General features: G+C 35.6%; 19 protein-coding genes. 2 read left to right on the top strand and 17 right to left on the bottom strand.

The annotated features are described in order from the left end of the window. Nucleotides 1-7: 7 nt before the first annotated feature. The 8 genes from smpB to HMPREF0528_RS01100 all read right to left on the bottom strand — a co-directional run bounded on the left by smpB (nt 8) and on the right by HMPREF0528_RS01100 (nt 8,800). Nucleotides 8-463 (bottom strand): SsrA-binding protein SmpB, encoded by a 456-nt coding sequence (smpB, locus tag HMPREF0528_RS01135; RefSeq protein WP_004893968.1) that lies wholly within the window; start codon nt 461-463, stop codon nt 8-10. Nucleotides 464-477: 14 nt separating this feature from the next. Further along, nucleotides 478-2,820, bottom strand: coding sequence for a ribonuclease R (gene rnr, locus HMPREF0528_RS01130; RefSeq protein WP_004893965.1), 2,343 nt, complete (start codon nt 2,818-2,820; stop codon nt 478-480). An 83-nt stretch (nt 2,821-2,903) separates the two neighbouring features. Continuing rightward, nucleotides 2,904-3,137: a preprotein translocase subunit SecG gene (secG, locus tag HMPREF0528_RS01125; RefSeq protein ID WP_004897700.1), complete on the bottom strand. Its 234-nt coding sequence runs from the start codon at nt 3,135-3,137 to the stop codon at nt 2,904-2,906. 123 nt (nt 3,138-3,260) lie between these two features. Then, complete coding sequence (eno, locus tag HMPREF0528_RS01120) at nt 3,261-4,559, bottom strand: phosphopyruvate hydratase (protein WP_004893959.1); 1,299 nt, start codon at nt 4,557-4,559, stop codon at nt 3,261-3,263. Nucleotides 4,560-4,605: 46 nt separating this feature from the next. Continuing rightward, the gene (tpiA, locus tag HMPREF0528_RS01115; RefSeq protein WP_004893957.1) at nt 4,606-5,361 is read right to left on the bottom strand and encodes a triose-phosphate isomerase; all 756 of its coding nucleotides are present in this window, start codon (nt 5,359-5,361) and stop codon (nt 4,606-4,608) included. Nucleotides 5,362-5,379: 18 nt separating this feature from the next. After that, on the bottom strand, nt 5,380-6,591 hold the full coding sequence (locus tag HMPREF0528_RS01110) for a phosphoglycerate kinase (protein WP_004893954.1): 1,212 nt from the start codon (nt 6,589-6,591) through the stop codon (nt 5,380-5,382). A gap of 106 nt (nt 6,592-6,697) precedes the next feature. Further along, nucleotides 6,698-7,714, bottom strand: coding sequence for a type I glyceraldehyde-3-phosphate dehydrogenase (gap, locus tag HMPREF0528_RS01105; protein WP_003647012.1), 1,017 nt, complete (start codon nt 7,712-7,714; stop codon nt 6,698-6,700). A 54-nt stretch (nt 7,715-7,768) separates the two neighbouring features. Beyond that, a complete protein-coding gene (locus tag HMPREF0528_RS01100; RefSeq protein WP_004893947.1) occupies nt 7,769-8,800 on the bottom strand; it encodes a sugar-binding transcriptional regulator in 1,032 nt (343 codons plus the stop codon). A 435-nt stretch (nt 8,801-9,235) separates the two neighbouring features. Here HMPREF0528_RS01100 and HMPREF0528_RS01095 point away from each other — a divergent pair, with 435 nt between their 5' ends. Together HMPREF0528_RS01095 and clpP are read left to right on the top strand one after the other, a co-directional pair. Then, nucleotides 9,236-10,684, top strand: coding sequence for an APC family permease (locus HMPREF0528_RS01095; RefSeq protein ID WP_004893945.1), 1,449 nt, complete (start codon nt 9,236-9,238; stop codon nt 10,682-10,684). A gap of 141 nt (nt 10,685-10,825) precedes the next feature. Continuing rightward, nucleotides 10,826-11,413 carry an ATP-dependent Clp endopeptidase proteolytic subunit ClpP gene (clpP, locus tag HMPREF0528_RS01090; RefSeq protein ID WP_003647009.1) on the top strand — a complete coding sequence of 196 codons (588 nt, stop codon included), beginning with the start codon at nt 10,826-10,828 and terminating at the stop codon, nt 11,411-11,413. 48 nt (nt 11,414-11,461) lie between these two features. On the opposite strand, the gene whiA is transcribed toward clpP, so the two are convergent. The 9 genes from whiA to HMPREF0528_RS01045 form a co-directional block, all read right to left on the bottom strand. Next, nucleotides 11,462-12,403, bottom strand: coding sequence for a DNA-binding protein WhiA (gene whiA, locus HMPREF0528_RS01085; RefSeq protein WP_004893933.1), 942 nt, complete (start codon nt 12,401-12,403; stop codon nt 11,462-11,464). A gap of 3 nt (nt 12,404-12,406) precedes the next feature. Next, a complete protein-coding gene (mgfK, locus tag HMPREF0528_RS01080) occupies nt 12,407-13,444 on the bottom strand; it encodes a gluconeogenesis morphogenetic factor MgfK (RefSeq protein ID WP_034525042.1) in 1,038 nt (345 codons plus the stop codon). A 10-nt stretch (nt 13,445-13,454) separates the two neighbouring features. After that, complete coding sequence (gene rapZ, locus HMPREF0528_RS01075) at nt 13,455-14,330, bottom strand: RNase adapter RapZ (protein ID WP_004893926.1); 876 nt, start codon at nt 14,328-14,330, stop codon at nt 13,455-13,457. A gap of 108 nt (nt 14,331-14,438) precedes the next feature. Beyond that, nucleotides 14,439-14,978: an HdeD family acid-resistance protein gene (locus HMPREF0528_RS01070; protein WP_004893923.1), complete on the bottom strand. Its 540-nt coding sequence runs from the start codon at nt 14,976-14,978 to the stop codon at nt 14,439-14,441. A gap of 61 nt (nt 14,979-15,039) precedes the next feature. After that, a complete protein-coding gene (gene uvrA / locus HMPREF0528_RS01065; protein WP_004893921.1) occupies nt 15,040-17,895 on the bottom strand; it encodes an excinuclease ABC subunit UvrA in 2,856 nt (951 codons plus the stop codon). 14 nt (nt 17,896-17,909) lie between these two features. After that, entirely contained in the window at nt 17,910-19,925 is a 2,016-nt protein-coding gene (uvrB, locus tag HMPREF0528_RS01060; protein WP_004893919.1) for an excinuclease ABC subunit UvrB, read from the bottom strand. A 98-nt stretch (nt 19,926-20,023) separates the two neighbouring features. Then, a complete protein-coding gene (locus HMPREF0528_RS01055) occupies nt 20,024-21,748 on the bottom strand; it encodes a phospho-sugar mutase (RefSeq protein WP_004893918.1) in 1,725 nt (574 codons plus the stop codon). Nucleotides 21,749-21,894: 146 nt separating this feature from the next. Next, nucleotides 21,895-22,881, bottom strand: coding sequence for an aldose epimerase family protein (locus HMPREF0528_RS01050; protein WP_004893915.1), 987 nt, complete (start codon nt 22,879-22,881; stop codon nt 21,895-21,897). Between the two features lies 1 nt (nt 22,882). Then, nucleotides 22,883-24,352: a UDP-glucose--hexose-1-phosphate uridylyltransferase gene (locus HMPREF0528_RS01045; protein WP_004893914.1), complete on the bottom strand. Its 1,470-nt coding sequence runs from the start codon at nt 24,350-24,352 to the stop codon at nt 22,883-22,885. Nucleotides 24,353-24,362: the final 10 nt, after the last annotated feature.

Below are 24,362 nucleotides of genomic sequence, written 5' to 3'. Positions count from 1 at the left end.
TCACCTACTAAATCCCATACTTACGATGAATTTCACGGTCTTGATCACGCTTTTTAATAGTTTGACGTTTATCATATTGCTTCTTACCTTGTCCCACACCAATTAAAACTTTAGCAAATCCATGTTTTAAGTAGACTTTTAAAGGAATAATAGCCATTCCTTGTTGAGCTTGAATTCCAGCTAAGCGAGCAATTTCTTTTTTATGAAGCAACAAGCGCCGTGATCGTAAAGGATCATGATTATAGCGATTACCTTCTTTATATTCACTAATATGAACATTTTCTAAAAAAGCAGATCCATTAACAATTTGAACATATCCATCCCGTAAATTAATTCTACGTGCACGAATTGATTTAATCTCCGTCCCAGTTAACGCAATTCCGGCTTCAAGAGTTTCTTTAATAAAATAATCATGACTTGCTTTTTTATTTTGAGCAATCAAATTATCTACTTTTTGTTTCATCGTTTTCTTCCTAATTATTTTTTATTAGACTTAACAGCTGTTGTTTTACGATGACGAATCTTGAAATTATGACCATTGTTTACATGAGAAGTATTGCTATTTCTCTTGTTTACATTATTTTTACGTCTTTTATCAAAGCTACGTTTTCCATGATTATTACTTCTTTGAGGACGCTTTGGTGCATTCGGATCATAAATTTCAAAGTCTAATTGATGTTGCTCCACATCAGCTCTAATCAACTTAACTTTTATTGGCATCCCAATCTTAAACTGCTTATGTGAATTACGTCCAGTTAAAGTTAATGATTTTTCATCAAAATTATAGTAGTCATCGTTTAAATTAGAAATATGAATTAAACCTTCAACAGTATTTGGTAATTGAATAAATATTCCAAAACTTGTTACTGAAGAAACTATTGCATCAAATGTTTGACCAACTTTATCAGCCATAAACTCAGTCATCTTAAGATCGTTTACACTTCGTTCAGTATCAATTGATTTTCGTTCTTGTGTTGAAGTTTGTTCAGCAACATCTGGAAGTTGAGCCTTAAAGTGTTTTTGAATGTCTTGATCCATATTTTTATTTGCATATTCATGAATCATACGGTGGACCATTAAATCAGAATAGCGACGAATTGGTGAAGTAAAGTGAGTATAGTACTTAGCTGCTAAACCAAAGTGACCCAGTGCTTCAGGAGAATAATGTGCTTGCTTTAAGCTACGAAGCATCATCATTTGAACAACAGCTTCTTCAGGTGTACCCTCAGTTTTAGCTACAATCTTTTGCAAATCTTTTGACTTTACATCACTTGGATCAGCCTTTACGTTTAGTCCAAATGCACTTACAAACTCAAAGAATGATTGCATTTTTTCTTGATCTGGAGTTTCATGTACACGATAAAGGAAAGGTGTATGTTTCTTATAGTAGTCTTCGGCAACAGTTTCATTTGCCATCAACATAAAGGATTCAATCATCTTTTCAGCAGTTCCACGTTCATGAAGAACAATATCTGTTGGCTTACCCTTATCATCAACTACAATTTTTGCTTCTGGTTCTTCAAAATCAATAGCCCCACGTTGGTGACGTTTTTTATACAAAATATTATGTAAATCGGCCATTTCATGAAGCATTGGTGCTGCATCTGCGTACTTTTGCTCTAGCTTTTCATGATTATTTGGATCAAGAACTTTATTAACATTATTGTAGGTTAAACGTCCATGTGACTTCATAACTGATGGATAAATTCTATATCCAACACGTTTACCTTCTGGAGTGATTTCCATATCACATGATAGAACTAAACGTTCTACACCTTCATTAAGAGAACAAATACCATTTGATAATCTAAATGGAAGCATTGGGATAACACGATCAACTAAATATGTACTGTTACCACGAGCAAAAGCTTCTTTATCTAGCGGTGTGCCTTCTTTTACATAATGAGATACATCAGCTATATGTACTCCTAAGTGATAGTTACCATTAGGGAGTTTCCAAACTACGACTGCATCATCAAAGTCTTTAGAATCGTCACCGTCAATTGTTACAGCTGGTTGATCGATAATATCAACCCGTTTACTTTTTTCTTCTTCAGTTACATGATCAAGAATGTTATTTGCTTGATCCATTGCTTCTTCAGGCCAATCAGTCCGAATATCATTATCAACAACAATTGACATGATATCAACACCAGGATCATTCTTATTACCGATTGTGAGAAGTGCTACACCCTGCATTTCATCTGGTTGATCTTCATCAGGATATTTAGTAATAGAAATTTTCACCATATCACCTATTTGTGGCTTAACACCATTATCAGTGATATTAATTTTATATTTCTTTAATTTTCTATTTTCACTAACAACATAACCGTAAAATCCACTTGATTTTACTACTTCATCAGAGTATGGATGAAATTCTCCAACTAAAGTTTCTACACCACGTTCAGTAATTTCTTCGATTTTACCTTCTGGACCTTTGCCATTCCATGGATTAGCACCAGCAATAATTTTTACTTTAACGCGGTCCCGATCAATAGCAAATTTAGTATTATGTTTATCAATAAAGGCATCTTCCATGCTTTCATCATCAAATCTGACAAAACCAAATCCTTTATCATTTGCCTTAAAGGTACCTTCAGCAACGGTGTTTAATTGATTCAACTGGTACTTTCCCTGACCATCAGTTACAATCTTTTTACTATGCTCTAAAAAAGTTAAAGCTTTAACCAAATCAGGAAAATTCAATCTTTGGCTACGACTAAGATCATCTTCAAGTTGATCCACGTCATATTGTTCTTGAGGATTATGTCTAAATGTTTCATAAACATCAGCTAAAACTCGTTCATTCTGTGTCATTATATAAATTGCCTCAATTTCTTTATAAAATAAGTTAAGTTAAAAGAAATTAAAAAAGCCCTCCTGTGACCGGAAGGTTTTTTTTACTTGGATGAAAGTACTGCCAAGATCAAAGCAAGAGCAAAAAAGAGAACCAATAATACAGCGGTAATCCTTTCCATTAATGCTTCAAATCCACGCTTCTTTGTCTGGCCGCTAAATACTGCACCGCCGGACAATGCGTTTAAGGCATCTTGTTGCTTTTGCGGCTGCATCAACGTAGCAATAATAATTAAAAAGCTAACAATGATGAGTAGCGTCATGACGATATTATACAAAGCGCTGCCTCCATTACCTAAATTTCTTACTGTACTGATTTTACCATATTTAGCTAATGAATGCTAAAAGAAAAAGGGAGTCACCTAAAGCAACGTCCCTTTTTCTTTTATTTCAACTATTAATTAAAATTGTTTGTGTAAGTTGTAGAAACTGTGAATTCCTTTGTATTGAGCAGTTGAACCCAAAGCTTCTTCAATTCTCATTAATTGGTTGTACTTAGCAATTCGATCAGTTCTTGACATTGAACCAGTCTTAATTTGACCAGCATTAGTTGCAACAACTAAATCAGCAATTGTAGTATCTTCAGTTTCACCAGAACGGTGAGAAACAACAGCAGTGTACCCTGCTTCCTTAGCCATTTCAATAGCTTCAAAAGTTTCAGTCAAAGTACCGATTTGGTTAAGCTTAATTAAGATTGAGTTAGCAACACCCATCTTAATACCCTTTTCAAGGTAGTTAGTGTTAGTTACGAATAAATCGTCACCAACGATTTGTACCTTATCACCTAAACGTTCAGTGAAGACTTTCCAACCTTCCCAATCGTTTTCGTCCAAAGGATCTTCAATGGAAATAACTGGGTATTTATCAACGATGTCTTCCATAAGTGAAGTCCATTCTTCAGCAGTGTACTCACGGCCATCAGCAACAGTCACATACTTCTTAGTATCCTTGTTGTAAAATTCAGAAGCTGCACAGTCAAATGCAATAGAAATATCTTGACCAGGCTTGTAGCCAGCACGTTGAATAGCTTCAACTAAAATTTCAAATGGTTCTTCGTTGTTCTTCAAGTTTGGTGCAAAACCACCTTCGTCACCTACAGCAGTTGATTCACCACGTTCTTGAAGCAAGCTCTTCAAAGTATGGAAAGTTTCTGCACCCATACGAACAGCTTCATGAAGAGACTTAGCACCAACTGGCATAATCATGAATTCCTGGATATCAACGTTGTTATCTGCGTGCTTACCACCGTTAATAACATTCATCATTGGAGTTGGTAAAACATGAGCGTTTGGTCCACCTAAGTATTCGTATAAAGGTAAACCTAATTCATCAGCTGCAGCACGTGCACTTGCTAATGAAACAGCCAACATAGCGTTAGCACCTAAACGACCCTTGTTTGGAGTACCATCAAGGTCAATCATAGTTTGGTCAATTAAACGTTGATCAGTTACATCTAAGCCAATAATAGCTTTTGCAATTTCACCATTAACGTTTTCAACAGCAGTTAAAACACCTTGACCAAGAAAACGAGACTTGTCACCATCACGTAATTCTACTGCTTCATGTTCACCAGTAGAAGCACCAGATGGTACAATAGCACGACCAAAGCCACCTAATTCAGTGTAAACTTCAGCTTCAACGGTTGGATTACCACGAGAGTCAAGAACTTCACGTGCGTGAATATCAGTAATAACAGACATGGAGATTCTCCTTTTTTCTTCTAATTCCGTTTAAATAAATTGTTAATTAATCTTGGTAGTTTACTAATGCTAAGAATGATTCTGGATCAAGAGAAGCACCACCAACTAAACCACCATCAATGTCAGGCTTAGACATTAATTCTTTTACGTTAGCTGGTTTTACTGAACCACCGTATTGGATACGAACATTTTCAGCAGTTTCTTCATTGTACAAGTCTTTTACAGTTTCACGAATAGTCTTGCACATTTCTTCAGCTTGATCAGCAGAAGCAGTCTTACCAGTACCGATAGCCCAAATTGGTTCGTAAGCAATAACAAGTTTAGAAACTTGCTCTGCAGTTAAGCCATCTAAAGCAGCTTTAATTTGAGCTACTACCCATTCATCTTGCTTGTTAGCTTCACGAGTTTCAAGAGATTCACCACAGCAAATAATTGGAGTTACGCCATTAGCAAATAAAGCCTTAGCTTTCTTGTTAATGTCTTCATCAGTTTCGTGGAAGTAACCGCGACGTTCTGAGTGACCAATAATACAGTAGTCAATACCCATTTCATTCAAAACTTTAGGTGAAGTTTCACCAGTAAAGGCACCTTCAACTTCAAAGTATGCATTTTCTGCACCAGTATGTAAGTTTGAGCCTTCAGCAGTCTTCTTTAAAACATAAAGATCAACTGCAGGTGCAGCAATAACTGATTCAACTTTACTTGGATCTGGCAGCTTACCCTTAACTGCATTAACAAATTCAATGGTTTGTTCAGGGTTCATGTGTAATTTCCAGTTACCAGCAATAATTGGTGTACGCATTAAAAATTCCTCCTAATTTTACTTGTCAGAAACACAAGCGATTCCTGGTAATTCTTTACCTTCAAGGTAGTTAAGTGAAGCACCACCACCAGTAGAAATGTGACTGATCTTAGGAGCGATTCCTAATTGCTTAGCAGCAGCAGTTGAGTCACCACCACCAATAATAGTTACAGCATCCTTTAAGTCAGCTAATGCACGACCAACTTCCAAAGTACCTTCTGCGTAATTTGGCATTTCGAATGCACCCATAGGTCCGTTCCATACAACAGTCTTAGCATCTTTTAAGATATCTCTGAATTTTTCAACAGTCTTAGGACCGATGTCAAGACCCATTTCGTTGTCAGGAATATCGTCACCAACAACTTCGTGAGGAGCATCATTTGAGAATTCAGTAGCTGCAACGTTATCAACTGGAAGAACAATCTTGTCGCCAGCCTTTTCAAGCAAGCTCTTAGCAAGTTCTACCTTGTCAGATTCAAACAATGATTTACCAATCTTGTGACCTTGTGCAGCTAAGAAAGTATAAGCCATACCACCACCGATTAAAATGTGATCTGACTTAGGAATTAAGTTTTCAATGACACCAATCTTATCTGATACTTTTGCACCACCAAGAATAGTTACAAATGGGTGAACTGGGTTTTCAACAGCATCACCTAAGAACTTAATTTCCTTTTCAAGTAAGTAACCAGCTGCTGCAGGCTTACCAGCCTTCTTCATAGCAGTTGCAATACCAACGTTTGAAGCGTGACTTCTGTGAGCAGTACCAAATGCATCGTTTACAAATACATCACCAAGACTTGCCCAGTATTCGCCAAGCTTTGGATCGTTCTTAGATTCACGCTTACCAAAGTCGTTGTCAATATCTTGGAATCTAGTGTTTTCAAGAACGACAACGTCGCCATCCTTCATGTTGTCGATAGCTTCTTCTACTTCTTTACCTTCGTTTTCTGGTACAAAAGTTACAGGCTTTTCTAATAATTCACTTAAACGTTCTGCTACTGGACGTAATGACAATTCTTTCTTGTCAGCATCTGACTTAACACGACCCAAGTGGCTAAGCAAAATTGCTTTACCACCGTGATCAATGATGTATTTAATAGTTGGTAATGCAGCAACAATACGGTTGTCGTCACCAATAACACCATTCTTAATTGGAACATTGAAGTCAACACGAACTAAAACTTTTTTACCTTTAAGATCAAGGTCTGAAACGATTAATTTAGCCATTTAAACTAATTTACCTCCGATAGATTATTTGAAAAAAGGCGGAGGAAGTAATTCCCTCCGCCTTCTCTCGTCTGCTTACTTAAAATCAGTAATAAACAATTAATGATTAAAGAGTAGCAAATTTCAATAAAGTACGAACCATTTGGCAAGTGAATGAGTATTCGTTGTCGTACCAAGCAACAGTCTTAACTAATTGCTTGTCACCTGCAGTAGTTACCATAGTTTGAGTTGGGTCAAAGATTGAACCAGCAGTCATACCTAAAACGTCGCTAGAAACGATATTGTGGTCGTTGTATGCAAATGAAGGACTTTCGTACTTCTTAACTGCTTCGTTAACTTCGTCAGCAGTTACATCCTTGCTTAAGATTGAAACTAATTCAGTTACAGAACCATCTGGAACTGGAACACGTTGTGCGTGACCGTTCAACTTACCGTTCAATTCTGGAACAACAAGACCAATAGCCTTAGCAGCACCAGTTGAGTGAGGAATAATGTTGATAGCTGCAGCACGTGCAGAACGTAAGTTACCACCACGTACAGGACCATCTAAAAGCATTTGAGTTGAAGTGTAAGCGTGGATAGTAGTCATAGTACCAACTTCAATGCCGAATTCTTTTTGTAAGGCATTAACCATTGGTGCTAATGAGTTAGTAGTACATGAACCAGCTGAAACAATCTTGTCATCAGCAGTCAAAGTATCATCGTTTACGCCGTAAACAATGGTCTTCAAGTCTGAACCTGCAGGTGCAGAAATTAATACACGCTTTGCACCAGCCTTAAGGTGAGCTTCTGACTTAGCTTTGCTAGTGTAGAAACCAGTACATTCAAGAACAAAGTCAACGCCATCGTTCTTAACCCAAGGAATGTTTTGTGCTTGTGGTTCAGCGTAAACACGGTACTTCTTACCGTCAACTACGATTGAGTCATCAGTTGCTGAAACTTCGTGGTTGAAAGTACCATGAGTTGAGTCGTACTTAAGTAAGTGAGCTAAAAGTGCTGGAGTAGTCAAGTCGTTGATTGCAACAACTTCAATATCTGAAGACTTTTCGCCTAAATCCATAATACGACGGAATGCTAAACGACCAATACGGCCGAAACCGTTAATACCAATTTTAACTGTCATATCTTATATTCCTCCTTAGGAAATATGTAAGTAACAATTTATTTTAAACGGGAATTACTTCCCCTTTAAAACCAAGTTTGAGGCTCCTTCATCCGTGATTAACCACGTTTGTTTAGGAGCATGATGCATGTAAGCTACAATTGCAGAGGCTTTACTAGCCCCAGCAGCAATTGCAAATACATGAGGTATTTTATCTAAGTCTTCTAATTGAAGACCGATCCGTGGGATACGTTTTACAAGTCTACCTTGTTGGTCAAAGAAATACCCAAAACATTCGGCCACAGCTCCATCATTTCGAAGCTTGGAACTAGTCATTACATCTAAGCCACGTCTCTTTGACATGACATCTGCTCTCCCAATTCCATGTATCACCATATCACTATTATAAATGTTTGAAATCGCATTCGCAATATCTGTGTCTTGAAGCAACAAAGTCAAAGCCTCAGATGAAACATTTTCAGGTAAATATAGCCCTTTATGCTTTCCACCTGTCTCAGAAGCCATCATCTGAGCAACAGTATTACTCTGGATTTCAACGCTTTCTCCAACTGCTCCTCTTCCGGGAACAAATAACAAATCCCGATAGCGGCTTAATTTAGGAGAAAGATGATGTGCCACTCCCGCCACAGTAGTACCACCTAAAACGGTAATAATACTTTTTCCTAATGGTAAAAGTAAATCAAGTGCCGAGTTAAGTTGTTCACCCATTAAGTCAACAACGCGCTCTTGTCGATCCATATCACCAGGAACAATAATGGCTCGATCGATCCCTAATTTTTGTGCCAATTCAATCTCAGTTTGACTAGCGTTAAACAAGCGATCGATTAAAGGAGCAGCTTCTTTTAAAGTTCTCTTTCCTTTATCAGTTAATTCCATACCGTAGCTCTGGATATTAATGAGTCCTAACTGCCGTAAATAATCAGTTTCAGTTCGCACATTGCGCTCGCTTAATCCTAATTTTTCAGCAACAACTCTTCGCCCAACTGGAGCTAACAGCGAAATCTGTTCAAGAACAAGAAAACGTTGCCGAATTATTTTTAAAACATCAGGAACTAAGCTTTGCAACAAGGTTAAATCCGAGTCCATTGCTCGCTCCCTCTATTGGGTCAAAAATGATACCACCATATGACGGTAAGCGACCCAAAAAGCTTAAAAATATTAGAGAGACGTGAATTAACTATATTTCAATTCACATTTCTCTCTCGACAGTCTTTAGTATAGCAATATCTTTTTTTAAATTCAAGATATATCATTCAGAATAATTAATTTGTACTTTCTACATTTTCTGATATACTTATTTTAGTTTGTCGTGCCCTTAGTGTAATGGATCGCACGTAAGATTCCGGTTCTTAAAATCTGAGTTCGACTCTCAGGGGGCGCATAAAAGCAGCCAGCGTATGATGGCTGCTTTTTTGTATCATTTAATTACTCGGTTTATTTAGAAATAGCCTATCATTTGTAAGCATTTTCGTTATAATTAAATTTGGTGTTAATTATGTACATAGACAGAAAGGTTATTTTATGATCGAAGAAGAAAAAAAGTCTGACGCCAAAAAAATGCTTTGGCCTACACTGGCAATGATGGCATTTTCAACCGTTTGGGGCTTTGGCAATGTTGTAAATGGTTATGTTTACTTCGATGGTACTAAGGTCGTTTTCAGTTGGGTTCTAATGTTTTTACTCTATTTTGTTCCCTATGCATTAATGGTTGGAGAATTAGGCGCTACATTTAAAAATGCCAACGGTGGTGTCTCATCTTGGGTTAATGCGACCATGGGTGCAAAATGGGCATATTATGCCGGATGGACGTATTGGGCTTGTCACGTCGTTTATATTTCCAGTAAAGGTACCGGTGGCTTAAGAGCGATGGCTTGGGGAATTTTTGGAAATACCAAATGGTACGATGGTCTTCCAACAGCGTGGACTCAACTTGCTACTTTAGTTGTTTTCCTATTTTTCTGCTGGGTCACTAGTAAAGGAATTCCTGTTCTTAAAAGTTTAGCCACTATTGCTGGATCATCAATGTTTATCATGTCTATTTTGTTTATCATTATGATGTTTGCTGCTCCAGCAATTAACCCTCACGCAGGATATTATTCAATTAACTTTAATTGGAAAAGTTTAATGCCAACATTCAATCTTAAGTATTTAACTTCTCTTTCAATTCTAGTTTTTGCTGTTGGTGGATGTGAAAAAATATCTCCCTATGTAAATAAAGTTAAAGACCCTTCAAAAAACTTCCCGAAAGCAATGATGGCTCTTGCTATTATGGTTATGATTTCTGCTATTTTAGGAACATTTGCCATGGCTTTGATGTTTGATCCTAAGGTCGTTAATAATAATTTAAATGAATATATTTCAAACGGTGCTTATATGGCATTCCAGCGTTTAGGTGATTATTACCATGTTGGTGGCTTGTTTATGTATATCTATTCATGGTGTAACGTTATTGGACAATTTTCTACCTTAGTTATTAGTATCGATGCTCCACTTAGAATGTTATTAGGTAGTAAAGAAGCTAAAAAATTCATCCCTAAGAAACTCCTTAAAGTTAATAAACATGGAGCATATATCAACGGTATTTGGATGGTTGTTATCCTTTCCGGTGGTTTAATTGCAGCTCAAGCTTTACTACCAGATGCACAAGCTGTTATGGCACAATTAGTTAAATTAAATTCTACTACAATGCCAATGCGCTATTTATGGGTATTTGCAGCTTATATTGCTCTTAGAAAGCATCAAACAAAATTTGATACTTCTTATCAAATGACAAAAAATCAAGGTCTTGCGTATACTGCTGGAATTTGGTGTTTCATTGTAACAGCTGCATGTTGTATTTTAGGAATTTACTCTCCTGATCCATTTACACTTTTCCTTAATATTATTACTCCAATTATCTTGATCGCTTTAGGATTGATTTTACCAGCAATCAAGAAAAAAGAAGATGGTAATAATCCACTAATGGATTAATTACAAATGGCCGATATAAAAAATATATCGGTCATTTTTTCTACATAAAATTAAGCTTGATCAGTTGACATGATTAAAAGTAAGTGATTTAATTAGCACTGTACTTATTAGAGTGCTAATTTTGTTTAGGAGGTAAAATTAATGCTCGTACCTACAGTTATTGAACAAACTGCACGTGGTGAACGTGCTTACGATATTTATTCAAGATTATTAAAAGATAGAATCATTATGCTTAGTGGTGAAATTAATGACCAAATGGCTAATTCCATCATTGCTCAACTTTTATTCTTAGATGCACAAGATAACACTAAAGACATTTCTCTTTACATTAATTCTCCAGGTGGTGTTATTACCTCTGGATTAGCAATTATGGATACAATGAACTTTATCAAATCAGACGTATCTACAATTGCCATTGGTATGGCTGCTTCTATGGCTTCCATTCTTTTAACTAGTGGAACTAAGGGTAAACGTTTTGCATTACCAAACTCAACAGTTCTTATCCACCAACCATTAGGTGGTGCACAAGGTCAACAAACTGACATTCAAATTGCAGCTAATGAAATTTTAAAGAGTCGTAAAAAACTTAACCAAATTTTACATGAAACCACTGGTCAACCTCTTGATAAGATCCTTAAGGATACTGAACGCGACAATTACTTGTCTGCTGAAGAAGCTAAAGACTATGGTTTAATCGATGAAATTTTGGTAAACCAAAAGAAAGACTAATTTATTTAGACAAAAATAGAGCTCACGATGTGAGCTCTATTTTTTTATCTAATTTTCTTCTTTTAATTGCTTCGCTATTTCACGAATTTTTTGAAAACGATGGTTAACCCCTGACTTTGAGATTGGACCATCTGGTACTTGTGCTGCAACTTCCTTAAGAGAAAGTTCTGGATGCGTTAACCTAAAACGAGCTAGCACAGTCAATTTTTCAGGTAAGTTTTCTAAACCAAATTTTTCTTCAATCAATTGAATATCTTCAACTTGCTTAGCTGCTGCATTTGCAGTCTTTTTTAGATTCGCTGTATCGCAATTCACTAAACGATTCACCGAATTACGCATATCACGCATAATTCTTAAATCTTCAAAAGCTAGCATCGCGTTCACTGCACCAACTATATGGAGAAAATCACCAATTTTTTCTGCTTCTTTTAAATAGACGATATAGCCACTTCGTCTCCTAGTTTCTTTTGCATTTAAATAAAAGAAATTGTTCATTAACTTTAATAGATCTTGATTATGATCTTCATAAAGAGAATAAATCTCTAAATGATAGCGACTAGTTTCTGGATTATTTACACTTCCAGATGCTAAAAAAGCTCCTCTTAAATAGGACATTGCTCTTTGTTCCGAAGACATAATCTTTTCGGGAATTCCCGTAATAAGACCATTATTACTATCAAAAATTTCTAAGTCAGTTAGAATTTCATGAACTTGTTTTTGAAGTCTAACTAAATACTGATAATTTTTCTTTAATTTCATCTTCTTAGAAACAATTAATAGAGGTTCAATTCCATAAGCAGTCTTAATAAGAGAAAATATTCTCCTTGCAATCGCTGGATTTTCAGTTGTAATATCCAAACTAAATTGATGATCGTGCAGGCTAAGTACTCCGTTCATTCGCAAAAAAGCTGCTAATTCTGCCTTAGCGTGTTCGGGATGAACTGGCAGACTTGTAAGTTCTTTTTTTACATCACTTGCGTATGAAACCATTAACTAGTCCTGTTCCTTCTGTCTTCGACAATATGCTTCAAAAGCTAAATTCAAAATTTCATCAGCCACTTTTTTTCCATCATGAAAAACCAATCCACTATGTTGATCGATAAAGTCAGCTGTAATTACTCGACAATCTTGAGCCCTCAATCCGGCAAAATCATTCCTTACTGGTTCAAGATAAGCATCGTAATCGGCTGGGTTAAATTTAGTCATATCAATCTTAGCGCCGTTAACCAAAGCTGTATTAATATAATGGCCTCCTAAGTGGTCATTAATAACTTGCACATGCTCAGCTGCTGTAAAATGATCTGTTTCACCTTGCTGGGTCATAATATTACAAATATAAATTACCTCAGCTTTAGTTTGTCTTACAGCATCCCCTAAATTAGAAATCATCAAATTAGGTAAAATCGATGTAAATAAACTACCCGGTCCTAAAACTACTGCGTCTGCTTGCATAATAGCTGCTAAAACTGGCAACACAGCTTTAGGTTCTTCATCTGAGTCAGTATCGGTAACCCAGACACGTTTAATCCTCTTGTCTTTTGATGTGATTTCTGTTTCTCCTGATTCAGTTGTTCCATCGACAAATTCCGCATTTAAAGTCAAAGGCTCATTCGAAGCAGGAAAGATTCTTCCATCAATTCGCATCATTCTAGATAGGGATTGAACAGCGTCAAAAATATTTCCCTGCATTTCATCTAAGGCAGCAATAATTAGATTTCCAATTGCATGACCTGCAAAAAATGAGTCAGATGAATTAAATCGATATTGAAAAATATCTTTTTCTTCTTGTGGTAAATCAGATAAAGAAACCAATACATTTCTTATATCCCCTGGTGGCACCACATTAATATAATCTCTAATTGCACCGGACGATCCGCCATCATCAGCCACAGTAACAATAGCTGTTATATCAGCGTTTTGCTCCTTTAGAGCATTTAAAATAACAGGTAAACCTGTCCCTCCGCCAATAACAACAATTTTAGGGCGACGTCCACGAATGACATGTACAATTTTATTTTCTCCGTACGCCATCTCCGCTCCTTTATTGTCCAATATAACGACTAATCTCTCGGTGAGAAATATCAACAGGATATTTTTTAGCTAAATCAACCGCTAATTGGCGTGCAATTGAAACGCTTCTGTGCTGACCACCTGTACAACCAATTGCAATAGTTAATTTTTCTTTTCCTTCAGCAATATATCCTGGAATAGCCGTCTCCAACATATCTAAAAACTTAGCATAAAACTCTTTAGTTTCTTTCTTGCTCATTACATAATCAAAAACTCGACGATCTAAACCAGTAAATGGCTTAAGTTGGGGAATATAGAATGGATTTGGCAAAAATCTTACATCCATTACAATATCTGCATCAATTGGAATACCATATTTAAATCCAAAACTCATTACTTCAATTGAAAACGTCCGAGTTCGATTATCTCCAAACTTATCTACTAATTTTGCCTTTAATTCTTTAGTAGAAAGGTGAGAAGTATCAATAATTATATTTGAAATATTTTTTGTTCTTGATAAAATATTTCTTTCTTCTTGAATTCCATCAAGCAATCTACCTGTATGAGCCAAAGGAGGCAAACGTCTTGTTTCTTTATACCGAGACACTAAGACATCATCTGAAGCATCTAAAAATAAAACTGTTGACTGAACATTTTGACTATCCTCTAAAGACTTGATTTCGTCAACCAAATCTTTATAAAAACTCTTTACTCTCAAGTCAACAACTACTGCTGCCTTACTAAAATCCGAAGAATTGTTAATTAATTCCCAGAAACTTCCCAATAATTCCGGTGGTAAATTATCTACCACGAAATATCCCATATCTTCTAATGCTTTAATTGCCACAGTTTTACCTGCACCACTCATACCAGTAACAATCAATAATTGTTTCTTTTGTTCAGCCATAATTATCCCTCCTTAATCGACATTATAACATACCGGGTGTTCCATTTTTTAAATAAAATAAAAAGTCGTTATCTTTGGTAGTTTTCCAACGATATACGACTTTTTATTTTATCTATGCATCCATGAAACAAAAATTTCATTAATTCCAAATACCATTAACCAAAATGCTACTAAGTAAACTAAAGTAATAGCGGCTAACATTGGGTTAAATAGTAAAGCAAAAGCAATAATTAAACTAATGATGTTTAAAATTAAGCAAAGAACAAAGTATCCAGTTGAATATTCACGTAAGTGCCATGAGAAAATGATCCCAATAATCGAATCAGCTAAGAACCAGATAGCAAATAAAATAGCTAAAGTTAATCCCCCAATTTCACGTGAGCATAGGAACAAAACACCAATTACAATATCAATAATTGCAGAAATTATTGTTACCCAGCTCAAATCAAAAATATTATGAAATTTAACATATGCTGAAATCCAAATTAGGCCTTGTAAAATTGATAAAATACCGAATACAAATACAAATGCTTGTAAACCACGACCAGGGTAGCGTAATAACAAGAATGATGCTATAACAAACAAAATCCCTGCTATAAATGAGCCCCAATCAAAGCCTTGATGTCTAGAATTATAAATGTCGTTCATTTTTATATCCTCCCAGATAATATTCTACACTTAATTTCCTAAAACACCATTAACTTTCTTCTTACTCTTTTTTATTATTTATCATTTGCTTAGTTAATTCAGTATCTCTTTTAAGAACAGGTTTTAAATATTGACCAGTATAGCTTTCTTTGACTTGAGCAACTTCTTCTGGAGTACCAGTAGCCACAATTTGTCCACCACCATCTCCTCCTTCAGGGCCTAGATCAATTAGCCAATCTGCATTTTTAATGACGTCTAAGTTATGTTCAATAATTAAAACTGTATTTCCTTCATCAACTAAGCGCTGCAATACCTCTAACAGACGTTTAATGTCATCAGTGTGCAACCCAGTTGTAGGTTCATCCAAGATATAGAAGTTATTTCCAGTAGAAAGTTTTTGTAATTCAGAAGCTAATTTCATTCTTTGTGCTTCTCCACCAGACAAAGTAGTTGCTGATTGTCCTAACTTTACATATCCTAATCCTACATCAACAATTGTTTGTAATTTACGATGAATTTTAGGAATATTTTCAAAGAATTTGCATGCTTCGTTAATTGTCATGTTTAAAATTTGAGAAATATTTTTTTCACGGTAGGTTACTTCCAAAGTTTCTGAGTTATATCTTGTTCCGTGACAAACTTCGCAAGGGACATACACATCAGGCAAGAAATTCATTTCTATCTTAATAATTCCATCTCCATGACATGCTTCACAACGACCTCCCTTAACGTTAAAAGAAAACCTAGCCTTAGTATAGCCACGCATTTTTGCTTCATTAGTCTGGGCAAATAAAGTACGAATATCATCAAATACACTAGTATATGTGGCTGGATTACTACGCGGAGTTCGTCCAATAGGACTTTGATCAATATCTATAATTTTTTCGATATTTTTATATCCCTCAATTGATTCATACTTACCGGGCTTTGCAGAGTTATTATTCAACTTCTGTGCCAGAGCACGTTTCAAAATCAAGTTAACTAATGTTGATTTCCCGGAACCTGATACTCCGGTTACAACAATTAATTTACCTAAAGGAAAATCAACAGAAACATCTTTTAAATTATTTTCTTTTGCACCAGTAACAGTTATTTTCTTACCGTTACCTTTTCTTCGCTCTAATGGAACTGGAACAATCTTTTTACCTGACAAGTACTCCCCAGTTAAAGAATGGGGATTCTTCATTACTTCTTCAGGCGTACCTGCAGCCATCACTTTTCCGCCGTATACTCCTGCTCCCGGTCCCATATCAACTAAGTAATCGGCTTGCTTCATGGTTTCATCATCATGTTCTACTACAATTAGAGAATTTCCAAGATCTCTCATTTTCTTAAGGGAAGAAATAAGACGATCATTGTCACGCTGATGAAGACCAATTGATGGTTCATCTAGAATATACATAACGCCTGACAAGTTAGAACCAATTTGAGTTGCTAGTCTAATTCTTTGCGCTTCTCCACCAGATAGAGTGCCAGCAGAACGAGATAAAGTAAGATAGTCTAATCCAACATTAATTAAAAATGTCAAACGATCCCGCACTTCTTTCAAAATTGGCTTAGCAATCATTTCTTCTTGTTCACTTAATTTAACTGAATTGAAAAATTCTAATGCTTTTGCAATCGAAAGATCAGATGCTTCAGCAATATCTTTACCATTTACTTTCACGGCTAAAGCCTTTTCATTCAATCTTTTACCATGACAAGTTGAACAAGTCAGTTCAGTCATATACTTACCCATTGCATCACGCATGAATTTAGACATTGGATGGTGGTATCGACGATTGATATTATTTAAAATTCCTTCAAATTCTTGAACTGTATCGTTTACACCAAAGTCTCCTTCGAGATGGAATTTTATTTTCTTTCCCTTAGATCCATTTAAAATTAAATCCTTTTGTCTTTTAGTTAATTTTTTATATGGTTTATCTAAGGGTATTTTCATGGCTGTACATGCTTGTTCTAACATCGCTGTATAGTATTTAGAGTTAGCCCAAGGAACTAAGGCTCCTTCACCTAATGACTTATCCTTATCAGGAATTACTAAATCTTCATCTACTGAAAGCTTCATACCTAGTCCATCACAATCAGGACAAGCTCCAAAAGGTGCATTAAATGAAAATAACCGTGGTTCCATTTCACCAACAGTAAAACCACAAATAGGGCATGCATAGTATTCCGAAAAATTGATGCGTTCGCCCTTAATTACATCAACATCCATGTACCCATCTGCTAAACGAAGAGCTGCTTCTACTGAATCAAATAACCGACTACGAATATTTTCTTTAACAATTAAACGATCCACAACAATATCAATACTGTGTCTCTTGTTTTTATCTAGCTCAAACTCATCAGTAATTTCATGCATTTCGCCATCTACAATTACCCGTACATACCCCGCACGCTGAATTCGCTTAAATACCTCTTTATGTTCTCCTCTTTTAGAACGGATAACTGGAGCCAAAATTTGAATTCTACTTCTTTCAGGCAAATCCATTACTCGATCCACCATTTGATCTACGCTTTGTCTTTCAATTAAAGTTCCATCATTGGGACAAATCGGATGACCTACACGAGCCCACAATAAACGTAAATAATCGTTAATTTCTGTTACGGTTCCGACCGTTGAGCGTGGATTATGTGATGTCGTCTTTTGATCAATTGAGATTGCGGGATTTAATCCATCAATTGAGTCAACATCAGCTTTATCCATTTGCCCTAAAAATTGTCTAGCATAGCTTGACAACGATTCTACATATCGTCTTCTACCTTCAGCATATAAGGTATCAAATGCCAGTGAACTTTTTCCAGAGCCCGATAAACCAGTAATAACTACTAATTTATCTTTTGGAATTGATAAACTTATATCTTTTAAATTGTGTTCCCGTGCTCCGTGAATAACAATTTTATCATTTACCATTTAACTATCCTCCTCTACTTTTTCTTTTCATGCACCTGTTTTTTTAAGTCCATAATTGCATCACGCAAGTTAGCTGCTTCTTCAAAGTCCAACTTTTTAGCAGCTTCCTGCATTTGTGCAGTTAAAGTCTTAATCATATTTTGTTTTTGCTTCTTAGTCAATTCATCAAAGTTTAGGTCAGCAAAACTTTCTTTATTCTCTTTATCATCACTATCCTTAGTGATAGAAATTACATCTCTAATTGGCTTAACGATAGTTTTAGGAGTAATGCCGTGTTCTTTGTTGAATTTCATTTGTAGACTACGTCTTCTCTCCGTAGCGTCAATTGCTTCACGCATCGAATCAGTAATTGAATCAGCATACATAATTACCTTACCATTTGAATTTCGAGCAGCACGCCCAATTGTTTGAACCAAAGGTCTGGTAGAACGAAGAAAACCTTCTTTATCAGCATCTAGAATTGCAACTAGAGACACTTCAGGAACATCGATACCTTCCCTTAAAAGATTAATCCCTATTAGTACATCAAATTTTCCTAGTCTTAAATCTCTAATAATTTCAAGACGCTCTAAAGTTTTGATATCAGAATGTAGATATCGTACTTTTATCCCCAAATCCTTTAAATAGTCGGTTAAGTCTTCAGCCATTTTTTTAGTTAAAGTTGTAACAAAAACGCGCTCATTACGTTCAATACGCTTATTAACTTCACCAACTAAATCATCGATTTGTCCCTTAATTGGTCTAACCTCAATTTCAGGATCAAGTAATCCAGTAGGACGAATAATTTGCTCAACCTTGTGATCAGTTTGATTAAGCTCATAATCACCTGGAGTTGCTGATACGTACATGATTTGATTTACATGTTTTTCAAACTCTTCTAATTTTAAAGGTCGGTTATCTAAAGCAGATGGAAGTCTAAAACCATAATCAATTAAGGTTTGCTTACGTGCCCTATCTCCATTGTACATTGCCTTTAGTTCTGGCATTGTGGCATGCGATTCATCAATTAAAATTAAGAAGTCATCAGGAAAGAAATCTAACAAGGTATGTGGTGGCTGTCCAGCTTTTCGTCCTTCCATGTGTCTAGAGTAGTTTTCAATTCCATTAGTGTAGCCAACTTCACTCATCATTTCCATATCATACGTGGTTCTTTGTTTAATTCGTTGAGCTTCTAAAAGTTTTCCTTCCCCTTCGAACTTTTTCACCTGAATATTCATTTCATCTTTAATTGAGGCCAAAGCTCTTTCCATAATTTGTTCATTAGTAACAAAGTGAGTTGCTGGGAAAATAGAAACTTGTTCTCGCTCTCCAATTACTTCACCGGTCAAAGAATCCACTTCAACAATTCGGTCAATCTCATCACCAAAAAATTCAACTCTAAATGCATGATCAGAATATCCTGCTGGAAAAATTTCTACTACATCACCGCGTACTCTAAAGCGTCCACGCTGAAAATCAATATCATTACGATCATATTGAATATTTACTAAATCTCGTAATAACACATCCCGGCTAAACTCTTGGCCTTCAGATAAAGAAACTACACTAGCCGCATACTCTCTTGGATCACCTAAACCATAAATACATGATACTGACGCCACAACAATTACATCATTTCTCGACATTAAATCACTAGTGGTCTTATGCCGTAATTGATCAATTTCATCATTAATTGATGAATCTTTCTCAATATAAGTATCAGATTGTGGTACGTAAGCTTCTGGTTGATAGTAATCATAATAAGACACAAAATAATCAACGGCATTCTTAGGGAAAAACTCTTTAAATTCACCATACAGTTGGCCAACCAAAGTTTTATTATGAGAAATTACTAAAGTTGGCTTATTTAACTTAGCTATTACATTTGCCATAGTAAAAGTCTTACCGGTTCCAGTAGCACCTTCTAGGATTTGTGCTTTTTCTCCTTGCTCAAATCCATCAGTCAACTTTTTAATTGCTTGCTCTTGATCTCCTGCTGGTTGAAATTTAGAGACAAGTTCAAATTTTTTATTTTTTTGTCGTCTAATCATTTTTCATCCTCCGCAAAAAAAGTTGGACTAAAATAGCCCAACTTCTATATAACGTATTCATTTTACTACAGCGAACGTATTTTCGCACTATTTTTGCATTACTTTAACAAATTAGCTAATGCATCTTGATACTCTTCTGCAGCTTTTTCTGCAGTTTCAATATCTTTCTTATTTACTCCAACATAAGCCTTAATTACAGGTTCAGTTCCTGACGGACGAAGAGCAACCCAAGTTTCATCATCTAAGAAATACTTCAAAACGTTAGACTTAGGGAAACCAGTTAATGGAGTTTTCTTTCCATCTTCAATGGTTTCTTGGGTTTCGAAGTCTTGAATCTTAACAACTTTTGCCCCATTAATTTCAGTTAAATGTTCTTTACGCAACTTACTCATTAATTCAGCCATCTTCTTTTGACCACCAATACCAGGCATTTCGATAGCCTTAGTAATTTCGTAAGCTACACCATATTTTTGCCAGATCTCTTGTAATCCATCAAAAACAGTCATTCCCTTAGATGCATAGTAACTTGCTACTTCTGCAAACATTAATGCACCTTGCATAGCATCCTTATCTCTAGCGAATGGCTTAAATAAGTAACCGTAACTTTCTTCAAATCCCATCAAAAATTTACCGTCATTTTCTTTATTCATACGGTCAACTTCTTCACCAATGTACTTGAATCCAGTTAGCACATGCTTAGTTTTAATACCAAAATCATCAGCAATCTTAAATGGAAGTGCACTTGAAACTACTGAAGTTACTAATTCATAATCTGACGAAAGAGTTCCATTTTCTTTCATATGAACTAATAAGTAGTATGCCATTAATGTAGCAATTTGATTACCAGTTAAAACTTGGAAATCACCATCTGATTTTCTAACAGCTGCACCCATTCTATCTGCATCTGGGTCAGTTGCGATAATAACATTTGCATCTACTTCATTAGCAAGCTTAAATCCTGGTTCAAATACATCACGGTATTCTGGGTTAGGTTTGATAGTTGTAGGGAATTCTGGATCAATGATAGATTGACTTGGAACTGGAATCACATTGTCAAAGCCACCTTGTCTGAAGGCACGATCATATAGCATCTTTCCAGTACCATGTAATGGAGTGTAGATAATTTTTAATTTATCAGCATTAGCCTTAACCATTTCAGGATCAACAGTAACATCCTTTAAATGAGCTAAGTATGCTTTATCTACATCTTCACCAATTAATTGTAGGGTGCCATTAGCGCGTAGTTCTTCCACAGGAGCAGCTTTAATGCTAAAAATGTCATCAACTTTTTGAGCATAAGCAAACAAACGATCTGCATTTTCTGGCGCCATTTGAGCACCGTCTTCGCCATAAACCTTATAACCATTATATTGTTTAGCATTATGTGATGCGGTAATGTTAATTCCGGCAAAGGTATTTAAATGACGAACAGCAAATGATAATTCAGGAGTTGGTCTTAAATCATCAAATAGGTATACATGAATTCCATGTGCACCTAAAATACGAGCTGCATGTTCGGCAAATTCTCTTGAGTGATAACGCGAATCAAAAGAAATTGCAACGCCCCGTTTCTTAGCCTCTTCACCATTTTCGTCAATTAGTCTTGCAAGACCTTCGGTTACTCTTCCCACAGTAAACAAATTAATTCTGTTTGTACCAGGTTCAAGTCTACCTCTCATTCCGGCAGTACCAAAATTAATATCTTGTCCGAAAGCATCTTCAATCCACTTTTCATCTTTACCTAGGTCACTTAATTGATCCTTTAAATAATCAGGCAAATTATTTGCGTTAGTCCATTGACTATAAATTTCTTTTGCGTTCATAATTTCCTCTTTACGTACATTTTATGGTTTCATCTGCTATTTTAACGCAACTCATTGTGAAATTGCTATCATAATTAACAATTAAATTATTCTGTTTGCAAAAGATATTAAACGCTTTTATAAAATTTACTACTGTTTGTATGTAATTAACTAAAGTTCCAGTTAATCTTACGCTCAAACTTTTCAAAAGGGAGTAAAGTAATTTCTCCTAATTCTATACCTTCTGCTGGTGGATATTGTGCTTCTAAAGTAATTCCATCGTATTGTCCAACATTGTTTGCTACACCAGTATGATTAAAATGGTTAGCTGTATAAGTAACAATTGCTGGTGCATTAGTGGTCATAATCATTTTGTATTTATTAGATGACAACACTGCTGCAGGCTGCATCCCATTCAAAATAAAAGGATGATCTAGACCGTTACGCAAGTTAATTTGACTATCATCACTATCTAAAGCAGCAGATATCTTCTTACCTTGTCTAAAATCAAACACTGTATTCTCTACATTTTTCATTCCTTGATTTGGCAATCCATCCGTACCTACTGGCAAATAGTAATCCGCTGCAAGTTGGAGTTTTAAGTCGGTAGCTCTTTCACCTAAGTTGAAATATGTATGATTAGCCGGATTAAAAATTGTTAACTGATCACTAACAGCTTCTAATTTGTATGACAAGTTATTTTCATTATCAAGCTTATAAGTGGCATATAACTTCATGTTGCCGGGATAGCCATTATCTCCATCTGGATCAAAAAGAAAGAGATCAACTCGAGACTCTTGTTCTGAATTTTTTAATTTAAAGTTCCAGATTTTCATATCAGTTCCAATACCACCATGAATGTGGTTTTCTCCATCATTTTGAGGAAGTTGATATATTTGGTTGCCATGTTTCCATTGACCTAGCCGAACGCGTCCACAAATTCTGCCAACGGTCCCACCCAGAAAATTTCTTTCTTTTGAATAATCTTCTGGACTATTTAATGACAAAATCATATCTTCGCCATCAAGTAGAACTTTTTCTAAAGTTGCTCCATAATTAAGAATCTTAACCTTCATTCCTTGATTATTTTCAAGACTAATTTCACATAAGTCCTGACCATTTTTACGACTATACTTTCTAAAACTTGTTTTCATTTTATCTATCTACCTCGCTAACTAAAGCCTCGGTAAACTTTTGCCAGCCAGCTTCTCCATTTTCATTATTCTTGAAGACCCCGGCACACTCAAGAACTTGATCAAACACTTCAACTAGAGCTTGTTGAAGGATGCTATCTACATTTTCGCTAGTAATTTGATGGTTAGCTTTAATTTCTTGAGCCCAAGCAAGATGGCTTTCAGCTATCTCATTATTTTCATCGAGTAAATATTTCTTTACTTCTTCTAGTTCTTTCTTAAGTCTTCCAGGCAAAATTGCTCTCCCCATAACTTCGATTAAACCGATGTTTTCTTTCTTAATATGCCAAAGCTCAGAATGTGGATGAAAAATTCCTAATGGATACTTATCGCTAGTATTGTTATCGCGAAGAACTAAATCTAGAACAAATTTTTCTTCATCACGATGCATAATTGGAGTAACCGTATGACGTCTAGTCTTACCATCAAAAGCCGTAATTTGACGATCTTGATCATTATAACGATCCCAAAAATCAATAATCTTACTACCTAGACTAATTAAAGTTAGTGAATTTTTACTAATTAGCCGCAAATCACTCATTGGCCAATCAACTATTCCTACCTTAACATCCGGATATTTATCAAAAATAACTTCTTTCTTAATCTTTGCCTTCATCATTGGAAAGACGTGACGTCCGCCTTGATAGTGTTCATGAGCCAGCATTGAACCGCCGACAATTGGCAAATCTGCATTTGAACCAACAAAATATTCTGGGAGTTGTTTTTCAATATCAATCAAATTAATTAAGGTTTGTTGATTAATAATCATTGGAATATGCTTTTGATCTAAGAAAATACAATGCTCATTAAAGTAAGCATATGGTGAATATTGAAAGCCCCATGGACGACCACCGATAGTCATTCGAATTACACGTAAATTACTTCTGGCATTTTTTCCATATCCGCCAACATAACCTTCATTTTCTAAGCATAGAGCACATTGAGGATATTTATTACCAGTATTGTGAGCTGCGGCAGCAATGGCTTTAGGATCTTTTTCAGGCTTTGAAAGATTAATAGTAATTTCTAATTCATGATTCTTAGAACTCCTGCCTGAAAAAACAATATTTTTAGCAATTGCTTCTTTTTTGACATAATTATTATCAACACAAAGCTTATAAAACCAATCAGTTGCTCTATTAGCTGACTTTTGCATCTTTTGCCAGAAAATTTCATTTACTTTTGAAGGTGTTGGAGTCTTCAAATCATATAACTCATCATTCAAGACTTCGCGTGAAGTATTGTCATCTGGAATAATTTTACGATCGACAGCCATTTGCACAAGTTGGTGTACTGATGTTTGTTTTTCATCACATTCTTGGTCTTCATCACCAACTAAGGCTTTGATCTTGTTAATTATGTATACACGATCTAATTCTTGATAGGCTCCACTTTCAATAACTTCATCTGCAAATTTCTCAATAATTTTCATTTCTGTAGCC

It is taken from the genome of Lactobacillus johnsonii ATCC 33200 (assembly GCF_000159355.1).
GTDB lineage: Bacteria > Bacillota > Bacilli > Lactobacillales > Lactobacillaceae > Lactobacillus > Lactobacillus johnsonii.
This window is presented reverse-complemented; position numbering and strand designations above follow the sequence as displayed.